Here is a 14,464-nt window from a genome sequence, read left to right on the forward strand (position 1 = left end):
GGAAGGGCGCATATCATACATGAAAAAGGTAGGCGGCGAGCTTCTAGCTGCAAGCAGCACGTAAAAGCCGACGTGCTGCTTCTGCTGGATGCATGCAGCTTACCCTCGCATCATGTCGTACAGTTCGTTGAGCAATTTGCGACGGCTGAACACCAGCTGCCAGCGGTGCCCACCCAGCTGACGCCACAGACGCGCAGCGCGGATGCCGGAGAGCAGCAGGGCGCGGATCTTCGAGGCATTGCCGGCCTGCTGAAGGAAGCGCATGTCGCCATGCACTTGGATGCGCTGGCGCAAGGTGCTCAGGGTGTCCTGGTACAAGGCTCCGCTGGATGCGATGACATTATCGTGAACCAGGCCGAAATGATCGGCCTGGGCCTGGATCTGGGGCAGGCGCTTGCCGATGGTCTCGAGCATGTCGTCCCGTTTGGCCAGCTGGCGCTCCAGGCCGAGCATCGACAGGGCATAGCGCAGCGGCTCGCGCTGAAGGCTGCTGGGGTCGCGCTCCAGGGCGCCGACCAGGGCGCGGTAGCCGTCGCGCAGGTTCAGGTCATCGCCGCCGAACACCTCCAGGGTGTCCTTGGGGTCACGCACCAACAGGCTACCCAGCATGCAGCCGATATTGGCCTCGCTGGCCTGGCCGGTCCGGGCGATGCGGTCGACCAGCACTGCGGCCTGGAACACGCCGCCCAGGGCGACCAATTGCTCCTGGAGAGTATTCATTGGCGGGGGCTCCAAGGCTCGGCGGTCTCGATCACACCGCCGCCCAGGCATACCTCGCCGTCATAGAACACCACCGACTGCCCCGGAGTGACAGCGCGTTGCGGCTCGTCGAAGACCGCGCGATAGCCATGCTCGGTGCGCTCCAGGGTGCATTGCTGGTCGCTCTGGCGGTAGCGCACCTTGGCGGTCAGCCTGCGCGGGCTGCTCAGGTCGATCGGGTTGACCCAGAAGATCTCCGAGGCGAGCAGGGCGCGGGAGAACAGCCAAGGGTGTTCGTTGCCTTGACCGACCACCAGTACGTTGCGGGTCAGGTCTTTGTGCAGCACGTACCACGGCTCGTCGCCGGCGTCCTTCAGGCCGCCGATGCCCAGGCCCTGGCGCTGGCCGATGGTGTGGTACATCAGGCCGTGGTGACGCCCGATGACTTCTCCGTCGGTGGTCTCGATGTCGCCCGGCTGGGCGGGCAGGTACTGCTTGAGGAAATCGCTGAAGCGGCGCTCACCGATGAAGCAGATACCGGTGGAATCTTTCTTCTTGGCCGTGGCCAGGCCGTGCTTCTCGGCAATGGCACGTACTTCGGGCTTTTCCAGCTCGCCGACCGGGAACAGGGTGCGGGCGATCTCCTTGCCGCCGACAGCATGCAGGAAATAGCTCTGGTCTTTGTTCGGGTCCAGCCCCTTGAGCAGTTCGGTGAGCTCGCCGGTGTCGCGGCGGCGCACATAGTGGCCGGTAGCGATCAGGTCGGCGCCCAGGGACAGGGCATAGTCGAGGAAGGCTTTGAACTTGATCTCGCGGTTGCACAGGATGTCCGGGTTCGGTGTACGTCCGGCCTTGTACTCCTCCAGGAAATGCTCGAATACGTTGTCCCAGTATTCGGCCGCGAAATTGGCGGTATGCAGCTTGATACCGATGCGATCGCACACGGCCTGGGCGTCGGCCAGGTCCTCGCGGGCGGTGCAGTATTCGGTGCCGTCGTCCTCTTCCCAGTTCTTCATGAACAGACCTTCCACCTGGTAGCCCTGCTCCATGAGCAAAAGGGCGGAGACGGAAGAGTCCACGCCGCCGGACATGCCGACGATAACGCGGGTCTTGGCGGGGTCTTTGAGTGCTGGGCTGGTCATGGCTACCGGTGTGTATCAGGGGGAAAAATTCCGATTCTATCAGGCCAAGGGCCGGACGTCAGTCGCGCAGCAAGGCGAGGCTATGCAGTGGACCGGCCAGGTAATCGTCGATGCAGCGCGGTACCAGCTCGCTGCGCCAGCGTGCGGGGTCGGCCAGCAGTTGCTCGCGGGTCAGCCAGACGGCACGGACAATATCGCTGTCCAGGGGGCGGTCGGCGTGGTGATGCACAGGGCGCGCGGCGAAACAGATGCGCTGGTAGGTAACGCCATTGCTGGGGGCGGTATAGAGGTAGATGCCAACCACGCCAGTGAGTTCGACTTCCCAGGCGGTTTCCTCCAGGGTCTCGCGCAGGGCGGCCTGGGTCAGGGTCTCGTTGGGCTCAAGATGCCCGGCAGGTTGGTTGAAGACGTGTTGGCCGGCCTTGAACTCTTCGACGAAGAGGAACTTGCCCTCGTGTTCGACGATGGTGGCGACGGTGATGTGGGGTTGCCAGGACACGGTCGGTGCTCTCCCTAAGTGACAAGCTCCAAGCTGCAAGCCACAAGTCAAGATGCTATGCAGACTGCGCTTGCTTGTGGTTTGCAGCTTGAAACCTGCGGCTGAAAAAGCACAAACCCCGGTGCGTGGCCGGGGTTTGTGGTGTTACATCAGAACCTTACAGTGCGGCAATGGCGCTGTTGAGGGTCTGGCTTGGGCGCATGACCTTGGCAGTCAGCTCGGCATCCGGCGCGTAGTAACCACCGATGTCGGCCGGCTTGCCCTGGACGGCAGCCAGTTCGGCGACGATGGTCGCTTCGTTCTCGGCCAGGGTCTTGGCCAGCGGTGCGAAGCGCGCCTGCAGGGCGGCGTCGTCGGTCTGGGCAGCCAGAGCCTCGGCCCAGTACAGGGTCAGGTAGAAGTGGCTGCCGCGGTTGTCGATACCGCCGACTTTGCGCGATGGCGACTTGTTGGTGTCGAGGAACTTGCCGGTGGCCTGGTCCAGGGTATTGGCCAGGACTTTGGCGCGTGGGTTGTCGTAGGTGTTGCCCAGGTGCTCCAGGGAAGCGGCCAGGGCCAGGAACTCACCCAGCGAATCCCAGCGCAGGAAGTTCTCTTCGACCAGCTGCTGCACGTGCTTCGGAGCCGAACCGCCGGCGCCGGTCTCGAACAGGCCACCGCCATTCATCAGCGGGACGATCGACAGCATCTTGGCGCTGGTGCCCAGCTCCATGATCGGGAACAGGTCGGTCAGGTAGTCGCGCAGGACGTTGCCGGTCACCGAGATGGTGTCCTTGCCTTCGCGGATGCGGGCCAGGGAGAACTTGATGGCATCGACCGGCGCCAGGATGCGGATGTCCAGGCCGCTGGTGTCGTGGTCCTTCAGGTACTTCTGGACCTTCTCTATCATCACGCCGTCGTGGGCGCGGGCAGGGTCCAGCCAGAACACCGCCGGGGTGTTGCTCAGGCGGGCGCGGTTGACGGCCAGCTTGACCCAGTCCTGGATCGGCGCGTCCTTGGTCTGGCACATACGGAAGATGTCACCGGCTTCGACGCTCTGTTCCAGCAGCACCTTGCCCTTGCCATCGACCACGCGCACGACGCCGTCGGCCTTGATCTGGAAGGTCTTGTCGTGGGAGCCGTACTCTTCGGCCTTCTGAGCCATCAGGCCGACGTTCGGCACGCTGCCCATGGTGGTCGGGTCGAAGGCGCCGTTGGCCTTGCAGTCCTCGATCACGGCCTGGTAGATGCCGGCGTAGCAACGGTCCGGGATGACGGCCTTGGCGTCCTGCAGTTCACCGGCGGTGTTCCACATCTTGCCCGAGTCGCGGATCATCGCAGGCATCGAGGCGTCGACGATGACATCGCTCGGCACGTGCAGGTTGGTGATGCCCTTGTCGGAGTTGACCATGGCCAGGGCCGGGCGGACGGCGTACAGGGCCTGGATGTCGGCTTCGATCTCGGCCTGCTTGTCAGCTGGCAGGTCCTTGATGCGGGCGTACAGGTCGCCGATGCCGTTGTTGGCGTTGAAGCCGACTTCGGCGAGGGCTGCGGCGTGCTTGGCCAGCACGTCGTTGTAGAACTCTTCGACGATGACGCCGAACATGATCGGGTCGGAGACCTTCATCATGGTGGCTTTCAGGTGGACCGACAACAGCACGCCGGAGGCCTTGGCATCGGCGATCTGCTCGGCGATGAAGGCTTTGAGGGCCTTGCGGCTCATGACGGCGCAGTCGATGACTTCAGCGGCTTTGACGGCGGTCTTTTCTTTCAGGACGGTGGTAACGCCGTCTTTGCCGACCAGCTCGATGCGCAGGCTGTCATCGCCTTCGATCAGTGCGGCTTTTTCGCTGCCGTAGAAGTCGCCTTGGGTCATGTGGGCGACGTGCGACTTGGAGTCGGCAGTCCAGGCGCCCATCTTGTGCGGATGCTTGCGGGCATAGTTCTTGACCGACAGCGGAGCGCGGCGGTCGGAGTTGCCTTCGCGCAGAACCGGGTTCACGGCGCTGCCTTTGATGCGGTCGTAGCGGGCGCGGGATTCTTTTTCTTGCTCCGTGCTCGGCTCGTCAGCGTAGTCGGGGATGTTGAAGCCCTTGCCTTGCAGTTCCTTGATCGCGGCCTTGAGCTGCGGTACCGAGGCGCTGATGTTCGGCAGCTTGATGATGTTGGCTTCCGGGGTGGTGGCCAGCTGGCCCAGCTCCGCCAGGTGATCGCCTACGCGCTTCTCGGCGCCCAGTTGCTCCGGGAACGCCGCGAGGATACGGCCAGCCAGGGAGATGTCACGGGTTTCGACGGCGATGTCAGCCGAAGCGGTGAAGGCTTCGATGATCGGCAGCAGGGAATAGGTGGCGAGGGCGGGAGCTTCGTCGGTGAAGGTATAGATGATCTTGGAACGGGTGGGCATGCGGGTTAACTCTCTGTTTTGCTGAGCGTGCTCGAAGTCTCGAGATGCGCAGGGTAGGCGCTACGCCCTGGCAGCGCCATGGGCAATTGGTCGAGAGGCTTGCGAGCGGTGATGGTGGATGCATCAGTCGAGCGTCAAACGGCTGGGCGGCGGTAACAGCCCAGGCTTTTTGGCCATTCTTGGCCGAGGGCGAGCCGCGTTTTTCCAAGGGGTCGCCCCAATGACCCTACGGTCAGGGCCGGAGTATACCAAACCCTTCGGGCTAAGTGATATCGGACCGCCTATAAGACGAAAGGCGTAAGGGCAATGTGGCGCGATGCCGCAGCCCTCGGCGTCTGCGCGCGGCCAAACTGTGAGTGGGCTTGTCAGTGGTCGCTGCCGGTCAGCTTGCAACTTGCAGCGTGAAGCTTGCAGCTCAGGAAAGCTGGTTTAGGCTCATTGGATCGCAGGATGTCCAATCACACCTGGAAAAGCGGAGTAGTGCAGCATGGGATACCAGAAAATCAAGGTTCCAGCAGACGGCGCGAAGATCACCGTCAATGCAGACCATTCGCTCAATGTTCCCGACAATCCCATCATCCCGTACATCGAGGGCGACGGTATCGGTGTCGATGTTTCGCCGGTGATGATCAAGGTAGTGGATGCTGCCGTGCAGAAGGCCTACGGCGGCAAGCGCAAGATCGCCTGGATGGAGGTGTATGCCGGCGAGAAGGCCACGCAGGTCTACGACCAGGACACCTGGCTGCCCCAGGAAACCCTCGATGCCGTGCGCGATTACGTGGTGTCGATCAAAGGGCCACTGACCACGCCGGTCGGTGGGGGTATCCGTTCCCTGAACGTGGCCTTGCGCCAGCAGTTGGATCTGTACGTGTGCCTGCGTCCGGTGCTGTGGTTCCAGGGCGTGCCGAGCCCGGTGAAAAAGCCTGGTGATGTCGACATGGTGATCTTCCGCGAGAACTCCGAGGACATCTATGCCGGCATCGAATGGAAGGCCGGCTCTGCCGAGGCCAACAAGGTGATCAAGTTCCTCAAGGAGGAAATGGGCGTCACCAAGATCCGCTTCGACGAGAACTGCGGCATCGGCGTCAAGCCGGTCTCCGAGCAGGGCACCAAGCGCCTGGTGCGCAAGGCGCTGCAGTATGCCGTGGACAACGACCGCAAGTCGGTGACCCTAGTGCACAAGGGCAATATCATGAAGTTCACCGAAGGGGCCTTCAAGGATTGGGGGTACGAGGTGGCGCGGGACGAATTCAAGGCCGAGCTGCTCGATGGCGGCCCGTGGATGAGCTTTAAGAATCCCAAGACCGGGCGCCAGATCGTGGTCAAAGATGCGATTGCCGACGCCATGCTCCAGCAGATTCTGCTGCGACCGGCCGAGTACGATGTGATCGCCACCCTGAATCTCAACGGCGACTACCTTTCCGACGCCCTGGCGGCCGAGGTCGGGGGCATCGGTATCGCCCCGGGCGCCAACCTGTCCGACACCGTCGCGATGTTCGAGGCGACCCATGGTACGGCGCCCAAGTATGCCGGGCAGGACAAGGTCAATCCGGGCTCGGTGATTCTGTCGGCCGAAATGATGCTGCGCCACATGGGCTGGACCGAGGCAGCCGACCTGATCATCAAGGGCACCAACGGCGCCATCGCGGCCAAGACCGTGACCTACGACTTCGAGCGCCTGATGGACGGCGCCAAGTTGGTCAGCAGCTCCGGCTTTGGTGATGAGATGATCAAGCACATGTGAAGGCAATGAAAACCGGCCAGCCCTTGCGGGGCTGGCCGGTTGCCGATGTGCCTGCAGAAGGTCAGGGGTGGATCAGGCTTGGACGATGCTCTCGACCGGCTGGACTTCGACTTTCGATGCCGTGGCGCCGGCGCCGCAGATGTTGACGGCGTGCAGCCCCTTGGGTCCCTGGACGATGTCGAAGGTCACGGACTGGCCAGCCTTGAGTGTCTTGTAGCCGTCCATCTGGATATGCGAATAGTGGGCGAACAGGTCTTCGCTCTTGCCCTCCTCGTTGACGAATCCATAGCCCTTGGCATTGTTGAACCACTTGACTTTACCGCTCGCCATCCTCATGTCCCTCTGCAAAGGACTCCATCACTGGAGTATCATCCACGTCATCCGCATACGAACCATGCGAAAAAATCTGGTTGACTGCGCGGATCTTTATCGACCACGGTGGGTTCTTATTGGTTGTAACACCGTTTTGCCGATAGTCAAGGTCAGACGGCCCCCGCGCCGGCAGCGGCCTACGCGGTCAAACCATCACCTTAACTTGTCGTTATGATGAAATTCTTTCCATGCAACCACTCAGCCAGATTCGACTAACATTCAATCAGGATCGCCCGCAATCTAACGAGGACGACGGCTCCGGTCTGGCGGTACAGGAAGCCAAGCCGATCCTGCAGGCGCCACCGATGTACAAGGTGGTTTTGTTCAACGATGACTACACGCCAATGGATTTCGTCGTCGAAGTGCTCGAGACGTTCTTCAATCTGAACCGCGAGCTGGCGACCAAGATCATGCTGACCGTCCATACCGAAGGGCGGGCAGTGTGCGGATTGTTTACCCGTGACATCGCCGAGACAAAGGCCATGCAGGTCAACCAATACGCCAGGGAAAGCCAGCATCCGCTACTCTGTGAAATCGAGAAGGACGGTTAATCGCCGACCACTTGGGTATGAGGTGAAGCTATGTTAAACCGCGAGCTCGAAGTCACCCTCAATCTGGCCTTCAAGGAGGCTCGTTCGAAGCGTCATGAGTTCATGACCGTCGAGCACCTGCTGCTAGCACTCCTTGACAATGAGGCCGCCGCGACCGTTCTGCGCGCCTGTGGCGCCAATCTCGACAAGCTCAAGCACGACCTGCAAGAGTTCATCGATTCCACCACGCCGCTGATCCCTGTCCATGACGAGGACCGCGAGACTCAGCCGACCCTGGGCTTCCAGCGCGTGCTGCAGCGTGCCGTGTTCCATGTGCAGAGCTCCGGCAAGCGCGAAGTCACCGGCGCCAACGTGCTGGTGGCGATCTTCAGCGAGCAGGAAAGCCAGGCCGTGTTTCTGCTCAAGCAGCAGAGCGTGGCACGCATCGACGTGGTCAACTACATCGCCCATGGCATCTCCAAGGTGCCGGGCCACGGCTCGCACAGCGAAAACGATCAGGACATGCAGGACGAGGAGGGCGGCGAATCTGCTTCCTCGAGCAATCCGCTGGATGCTTATGCCAGCAACCTGAACGAATTGGCCCGTCTGGGCCGCATCGATCCGCTGGTGGGGCGTGAGCAGGAAGTCGAGCGCGTCGCGCAGATTCTTGCTCGTCGGCGCAAGAACAACCCGCTGCTGGTCGGCGAGGCTGGCGTGGGCAAGACGGCCATTGCCGAAGGTCTGGCCAAGCGCATCGTGGACGGTCAGGTGCCGGATCTGCTGGCCCAGAGCGTGGTGTATTCCCTGGACCTTGGCGCATTGCTGGCCGGTACCAAGTACCGCGGCGATTTCGAGAAGCGCTTCAAGGCGTTGCTCGGTGAGCTGCGCAAGCGTCCGCAGGCCATTCTGTTCATCGACGAGATCCACACCATAATCGGTGCAGGTGCTGCATCCGGTGGCGTGATGGATGCCTCCAACCTGCTCAAGCCGCTGCTGTCGTCGGGCGACATCCGCTGCATCGGCTCGACCACCTTCCAGGAATTCCGTGGCATTTTCGAGAAGGACCGCGCCTTGGCGCGGCGCTTCCAGAAGGTCGACGTCACCGAGCCGTCGGTCGAAGATACCGTGGGCATCCTGCGGGGCCTGAAGGGCCGCTTCGAGAGTCATCACAACATCGAGTACAGCGACGAAGCCTTGCGCGCCGCCGCCGAACTCGCTGCGCGCTATATCAATGACCGGCACATGCCGGACAAGGCTATCGACGTGATCGACGAGGCGGGTGCCTATCAGCGCCTGCAGCCAGAGGGCAGTCGCGTCAAGCGCATCGATGTGCCTCAGGTCGAGGACATCGTCGCCAAGATCGCGCGGATCCCGCCCAAGCATGTCACCAGCTCCGACAAGGAGCTGCTGCGCAACCTCGAGCGCGATCTCAAGCTCACCGTGTTTGGTCAGGATGCCGCCATCGATTCGCTGGCCACTGCCATCAAGCTGTCCCGTGCCGGGCTCAAGTCGCCGGACAAGCCGGTCGGCTCGTTCCTGTTCGCAGGCCCCACGGGTGTGGGCAAGACCGAGGCGGCCCGTCAGCTGGCCAAGGCGCTTGGGGTGGAGCTGGTGCGCTTCGACATGTCCGAGTACATGGAGCGGCATACCGTATCGCGCCTGATCGGTGCGCCTCCTGGCTATGTCGGGTTCGACCAGGGTGGTCTGCTGACCGAAGCGATCACCAAGCAGCCGCATTGTGTGCTGTTGCTCGATGAGATCGAGAAGGCCCACCCGGAAGTGTTCAACCTGCTGCTGCAGGTGATGGATCACGGGACCCTGACCGATAACAATGGGCGCAAGGCGGACTTCCGCAACGTGATCCTGATCATGACCACCAACGCCGGTGCTGAAACTGCCGCGCGGGCCTCGATCGGCTTTACTCAGCAGGACCACACGTCTGACGCTATGGAGGTGATCCGCAAGAGCTTCACGCCAGAGTTCCGCAACCGTCTGGACACCATTATCCAGTTCGGCCGCCTGAGCCACGAAACCATCAAGAGCATCGTCGATAAGTTCCTCATCGAGCTGCAGGCGCAGCTGGAAGACAAGCGCGTGCTGCTGGAAGTCAGTGATGACGCCCGCGGTTGGCTGGCGGCTTCTGGTTATGACGTGCAGATGGGGGCGCGGCCGATGGCGCGGCTCATCCAGGACAAGATCAAGCGGCCGCTGGCCGAAGAGATCCTGTTCGGCGAGCTCTCCGAGCATGGCGGTGTGGTGCATGTCGACCTGCGTGATGGCGAGCTGGTGTTCGACTTCGAGACCACGGCTGAGGTTGCATGAGGTCTGGGCTGCTTGCAGCCCCTTTCGCGACATTAAGGCTTCTCCTGTGGGAGTGGCCTTCTGTCGCCAAAACAGCAGAAAGCGACCTTCTGCATTCGAGCGAGCACAAAAAAGCCCGGCACATTGGCCGGGCTTTTTATTGGCTGAGACTCAGCGGGCGCGATAGGTGATGCGGCCCTTGCTCAGGTCATATGGCGTCAGTTCGACGCGGACCTTGTCGCCAGTGAGAATGCGGATGTAGTTCTTGCGCATCTTTCCGGAGATGTGCGCGGTTACGACGTGCCCGTTTTCCAACTCCACGCGGAACATGGTGTTGGGCAGGGTGTCGACGACAGTACCTTCCATTTCGAAGCTGTCTTCTTTCGACATGCAGTAAAGCCCTCGGTATCCAGTGAATGGCCCGATACGCAACTGCACCGGGCAAAAAAGTGGCGTGGATTATGCCCGAAAACTGTGTTTCAAGCCAATGCTTTCAATTGAGGGTAACCCAGCGCTGGTTGATCAGCAGTTCAATGGGCCGGTACTGGGTCTTGTAGTTCATTTTCTTGCAGTTCTTGATCCAGTAGCCGAGGTAGACCGCATCGAGGTTTTGCCGCAGGGCTTCGGTGATCTGCCAGAGGATGGCATAGCGCCCAAGGCTGCGGCGCTCCTGCTCGGGCTCATAGAAGGTGTAGACCGCAGACAGGCCGTTGGGCAGCAGATCGCTCACGGCCACCGCCATGAGTTTGCCTTCCAGGCGGAACTCATAGAACCAGCAGAACGGCAGGTCGCGCACCAGGAAAGTGGAGAACTGGTCACGGCTGGGGGGGTACATGTCGCCATCGGCATGGCGTTGCTCGATGTAGCGGCGGTACAGGTCGAAATATTCTTCGCGAAACGCCGGGCGCGCGGCGGTGACGGTCAGATCGGCGTTGCGTTTGAGGATGCGCCGTTGCTGGCGGTTGGGGATGAAGCGCGCAGCCGGAATGCGCGCGGGCACGCAGGCGTTGCAGTTCTGGCAATGAGGGCGGTACAGGTGATCGCCGCTGCGGCGAAAGCCCATTTCCGACAGGTCGGCATACACATGCACGTCCATCGGTTGGCTGGGGTCCAGGAACAGCGTAGTGGCCTGCTCCTCTGGCAAATAGCTGCAGGAGTGGGGTTGAGTGGCATAGAACTTCAACCGCGCCAGCTCTGTCATGATCAACCCCTCGGTAAGACTTTGACTTAAGTGTAAGCCAGCTGGCAGAACTCGCCTAGCGAGCCCAGGTCGCCGTGTTTGGGGTATCGAGATAGCGTGCCAGGTGCTCTGCAAAGCAGGCCCGGCTGATGGCGCGGGCGCCGAGGCTGTGCAGATGGTTGGTCGGCATCTGGCAGTCGATCAGCACGAATCCGGCGGCTTTGAGGTGCTCGACCAGGGCTACGAAGCCGACCTTGGACGCATTGTCGGCGCGGCTGAACATCGACTCGCCGAAAAACAGTCGGCCCATGGCCAGGCCATATAGCCCGCCCACCAGTTGACCGTCGCGGCGTACCTCGACCGAGTGGGCGATGCCACGTCGGTGCAGTTCGCAGTAGGCCGCCTGCATGTTGTCGGTGATCCAGGTGCCGTCGGCATAATCGCGTGGCGCGGCGCAGGCGGCGATGACGGCGGGGAAGTCGGTGTCGAAGCTGACCTGGTAATGGCCTTGGCGGATGAACTTGGCCAATGAGCGCGATACGTGCAGCTCGTCCGGGAAAAGCACGGTGCGAGGGTCCGGTGACCACCACAGGATCGGTTGGCCATCCTGGTACCACGGGAAGCAGCCATGGCGATAAGCCTGCACCAAGCGCTCCGGCGTCAGGTCGCCGCCTGCGGCCAGCAGGCCGTTGGGGTCGTGCAGGGCTTTTTCCAGGGGCGGGAAGTTCAGCGAGTCGCGGGTCAGCCAGGTGAGCATGGTCTTTCGGCGGTGGGGGAGGGGAGGGCAACCAGCATGGCGCGCTGGTGGTGTGAGGTCAATGTGTGGCCTTGTGGTGTCAGCCGTTGGCGCGTCTGGGCGCAGGCTGGCACTTTGCGAGGTAATTTCCTGACCATTCAGGCGTCCATTGGCACCATCCGGCACATTTGCTGTCATACCTGTGCAAAAACACAGCATAAGCCTTTGTCACGAAAGAAAATGCGTGCTCAAATTGCACCCATAGGAAATCCGCGCCGCTCCAGCCTCACCTGGCGTGCCGCCATGGCGGCTGGCGGGCAGTAATGTTAAAAGTAGTGGTTCATTGACCGGACACCGGGTCGATCACTACTGGACGCGCAGCAAGCGCAGGAATAGACGCGTTTTGAAGAAATCCACCGCAACCCCGCCCCCTTTGCCCGTGCCCCTGTGGCGACAGCAGCTGCATTACCGCCTCAAGGAAGGTGCGCTGATCGCTGTCGGCGCCCTGTGCCTGTACCTGTGGATGGCACTGCTGACCTACGACACGTCGGACCCAGGCTTCAGTCACACCAGCAATGCCGAACAGGTGCAGAACGCCGCTGGCCGCGCCGGTGCCTACTTTGCCGATATCCTGTTCATGGTGCTGGGCTACTTCGCCTATATCTTCCCGTTGCTGCTGGCGATCAAGACCTGGCAGATCTTCCGCGAGCGTCACCAGCCCTGGCAGTGGAGCGGCTGGCTGTTTTCCTGGCGGTTGATCGGGTTGGTATTCCTGGTGCTGTCGGGCGCGGCGCTGGCGCATATCCATTTCCATCCACCGGCGAGCATGCCGTTCTCTGCCGGTGGTGCGTTGGGCGAAAGCCTGGGCGATCTGGCGCGCAACCTGTTGAACGTGCAGGGCAGCACCTTGATGTTCATCGCCCTGTTCCTGTTCGGCCTGACGGTCTTCACCGACCTGTCCTGGTTCAAGGTGATGGACATCACCGGCAAGATCACGCTCGATCTGTTCGAACTGGTGCAGAGCGCGGCCAACCGTTGGTGGGAAGCGCGCAACGAGCGCAAGCGCCTGGTGGCGCAACTGCGCGAGGTGGATGAGCCGATCCTCGATGTGGCGCCGATGGCCGCCGAGAAGCGCGAGCCGATCAAGCCTCAGCCGCGCGAACGCATCAGCGAACGTGACGAAGCGCCCGCCCGGCCTGTGCTACCACGCGAACCTGTGGTGCCACGCGAGCAACCGGTCGCGCCGGTGATCATGCCGCCAACCCCGGTCAAGGCGCCTGAACCGAGCAAGCGGGTGATGAAGGAGAAGCAGGCACCGCTGTTCGTCGATAGCGCCGTGGAAGGTACCTTGCCGTCAATCTCCATTCTCGACCCGGCCGAGCAGAAGAAGATCGAGTACTCGCCAGAATCCCTGGCCGGTGTCGGCCAATTGCTGGAAATCAAGCTCAAGGAGTTCGGCGTCGAAGTTACGGTGGACTCGATCCATCCGGGTCCGGTGATCACGCGTTACGAGATCCAGCCGGCCGCCGGCGTGAAGGTCAGCCGCATCGCCAACCTGGCCAAGGACCTGGCGCGTTCGCTGGCAGTGACCAGCGTGCGCGTGGTTGAAGTCATCCCGGGCAAGACCACCGTGGGTATCGAGATTCCCAACGAAAACCGGCAGATGGTGCGCTTCTCCGAGGTGCTGTCCACGCCGCAGTACGACGAGCAAAAGTCGCCGGTCACCCTGGCCCTGGGCCATGACATCGGCGGCAAGCCGGTGATCACTGACCTTGCCAAGATGCCGCACCTGCTGGTGGCCGGTACCACCGGTTCCGGTAAGTCGGTGGGTGTCAACGCCATGATCCTGTCGATCCTGTTCAAATCCAGTCCTGAAGATGCGCGGTTGATCATGATCGACCCGAAGATGCTCGAGCTGTCGATCTACGAGGGTATTCCGCATCTGCTCTGCCCGGTGGTCACTGACATGAAGGACGCCGCCAATGCACTGCGCTGGAGCGTGGCCGAGATGGAGCGGCGCTACAAGCTGATGGCCGCCATGGGCGTGCGGAACCTGGCGGGCTTCAACCGCAAGATCAAGGATGCCCAGGAGGCCGGCGAGGTCATCCACGACCCGCTGTACCGCCGCGAGAGCATGGACGACGAGCCGCCTGCGCTGAAGACGCTGCCGACCATCGTGGTGATCGTCGACGAGTTCGCCGACATGATGATGATCGTCGGCAAGAAGGTCGAAGAGCTGATCGCCCGTATCGCCCAGAAGGCACGGGCCGCCGGTATTCACCTGATTCTTGCCACCCAGCGTCCGTCGGTGGATGTGATCACCGGCCTGATCAAGGCCAACATTCCGACCCGCATGGCGTTCCAGGTGTCCAGCAAGATCGACTCTCGGACCATCATCGACCAGGGTGGCGCCGAGCAGTTGCTCGGTCACGGTGACATGCTCTACATGCCGCCGGGCACCAGCCTGCCGATCCGTGTGCATGGTGCGTTCGTCTCCGACGACGAGGTGCACCGGGTCGTCGAAGCCTGGAAGCTGCGCGGCGCGCCGGACTACAACGACGACATCCTCAACGGCGTCGAGGAAGCCGGTAGCGGCTTCGAGGGCGGCGGTGGTGGCGGCGGCGATGGCGACGATCCGGAAGCCGATGCGTTGTACGACGAAGCCGTGCAGTTCGTACTGGAAAGTCGTCGGGCGTCCATTTCCGCAGTGCAGCGCAAGTTGAAGATCGGCTATAACCGCGCCGCGCGGATGATCGAGGCGATGGAGATGGCCGGTGTGGTCACCCCCATGAACAGCAACGGCTCGCGGGAAGTGATTGCCCCGGGCGGCCCACGCGATTGATGATCACCTTGCCGGACGTCGAAGGCGGCGCCCGGC

Annotated in this window: 12 protein-coding genes; 4 read left to right on the forward strand and 8 right to left on the reverse strand. The window is 62.0% G+C overall.

Features of this window, described 5'->3' with window-relative positions; translation table 11 throughout:
• Positions 1-99: 99 nt before the first annotated feature.
• The 4 genes from hflD to DQ397_RS15235 form a co-directional block, all read right to left on the reverse strand.
• Positions 100-720: a high frequency lysogenization protein HflD gene (gene hflD, locus DQ397_RS15220; RefSeq protein ID WP_043212222.1), complete on the reverse strand. Its 621-nt coding sequence runs from the start codon at positions 718-720 to the stop codon at positions 100-102.
• The gene (mnmA, locus tag DQ397_RS15225) at positions 717-1,841 is read right to left on the reverse strand and encodes a tRNA 2-thiouridine(34) synthase MnmA (protein ID WP_043212224.1); all 1,125 of its coding nucleotides are present in this window, start codon (positions 1,839-1,841) and stop codon (positions 717-719) included. Before mnmA ends, hflD begins: the two co-directional genes overlap by 4 nt.
• A gap of 58 nt (positions 1,842-1,899) precedes the next feature.
• A complete protein-coding gene (locus DQ397_RS15230; RefSeq protein ID WP_043212226.1) occupies positions 1,900-2,340 on the reverse strand; it encodes an NUDIX hydrolase in 441 nt (146 codons plus the stop codon).
• A 157-nt stretch (positions 2,341-2,497) separates the two neighbouring features.
• Positions 2,498-4,723 carry an NADP-dependent isocitrate dehydrogenase gene (locus DQ397_RS15235; protein WP_043212228.1) on the reverse strand — a complete coding sequence of 742 codons (2,226 nt, stop codon included), beginning with the start codon at positions 4,721-4,723 and terminating at the stop codon, positions 2,498-2,500.
• A 487-nt stretch (positions 4,724-5,210) separates the two neighbouring features.
• Here DQ397_RS15235 and icd point away from each other — a divergent pair, with 487 nt between their 5' ends.
• The gene (gene icd / locus DQ397_RS15240) at positions 5,211-6,467 is read left to right on the forward strand and encodes an NADP-dependent isocitrate dehydrogenase (RefSeq protein ID WP_043212230.1); all 1,257 of its coding nucleotides are present in this window, start codon (positions 5,211-5,213) and stop codon (positions 6,465-6,467) included.
• 72 nt (positions 6,468-6,539) lie between these two features.
• On the opposite strand, the gene cspD is transcribed toward icd, so the two are convergent.
• Positions 6,540-6,797, reverse strand: coding sequence for a cold shock domain-containing protein CspD (gene cspD, locus DQ397_RS15245; RefSeq protein ID WP_043212231.1), 258 nt, complete (start codon positions 6,795-6,797; stop codon positions 6,540-6,542).
• Between the two features lie 230 nt (positions 6,798-7,027).
• Here cspD and clpS point away from each other — a divergent pair, with 230 nt between their 5' ends.
• Both clpS and clpA read left to right on the forward strand, forming a co-directional pair.
• Positions 7,028-7,390, forward strand: coding sequence for an ATP-dependent Clp protease adapter ClpS (gene clpS, locus DQ397_RS15250; RefSeq protein WP_043212233.1), 363 nt, complete (start codon positions 7,028-7,030; stop codon positions 7,388-7,390).
• 30 nt (positions 7,391-7,420) lie between these two features.
• Positions 7,421-9,691, forward strand: a complete 2,271-nt coding sequence (clpA, locus tag DQ397_RS15255) for an ATP-dependent Clp protease ATP-binding subunit ClpA (protein ID WP_043212236.1) — start codon at positions 7,421-7,423, stop codon at positions 9,689-9,691.
• A gap of 150 nt (positions 9,692-9,841) precedes the next feature.
• Here the strand turns inward: clpA and infA are convergent, their stop codons facing one another.
• The 3 genes from infA to aat form a co-directional block, all read right to left on the reverse strand.
• On the reverse strand, positions 9,842-10,060 hold the full coding sequence (gene infA, locus DQ397_RS15260; RefSeq protein WP_002553999.1) for a translation initiation factor IF-1: 219 nt from the start codon (positions 10,058-10,060) through the stop codon (positions 9,842-9,844).
• Between the two features lie 103 nt (positions 10,061-10,163).
• The gene (locus DQ397_RS15265) at positions 10,164-10,871 is read right to left on the reverse strand and encodes an arginyltransferase (protein ID WP_043212238.1); all 708 of its coding nucleotides are present in this window, start codon (positions 10,869-10,871) and stop codon (positions 10,164-10,166) included.
• A 55-nt stretch (positions 10,872-10,926) separates the two neighbouring features.
• Positions 10,927-11,607 carry a leucyl/phenylalanyl-tRNA--protein transferase gene (gene aat / locus DQ397_RS15270; RefSeq protein WP_043212240.1) on the reverse strand — a complete coding sequence of 227 codons (681 nt, stop codon included), beginning with the start codon at positions 11,605-11,607 and terminating at the stop codon, positions 10,927-10,929.
• A 322-nt stretch (positions 11,608-11,929) separates the two neighbouring features.
• Here aat and DQ397_RS15275 point away from each other — a divergent pair, with 322 nt between their 5' ends.
• Positions 11,930-14,428 carry a DNA translocase FtsK gene (locus DQ397_RS15275; protein ID WP_372240769.1) on the forward strand — a complete coding sequence of 833 codons (2,499 nt, stop codon included), beginning with the start codon at positions 11,930-11,932 and terminating at the stop codon, positions 14,426-14,428.
• Positions 14,429-14,464: the final 36 nt, after the last annotated feature.

This window comes from Pseudomonas sp. CK-NBRI-02 (genome assembly GCF_008124495.1).
GTDB classification, from domain to species: domain Bacteria; phylum Pseudomonadota; class Gammaproteobacteria; order Pseudomonadales; family Pseudomonadaceae; genus Aquipseudomonas; species Aquipseudomonas guariconensis.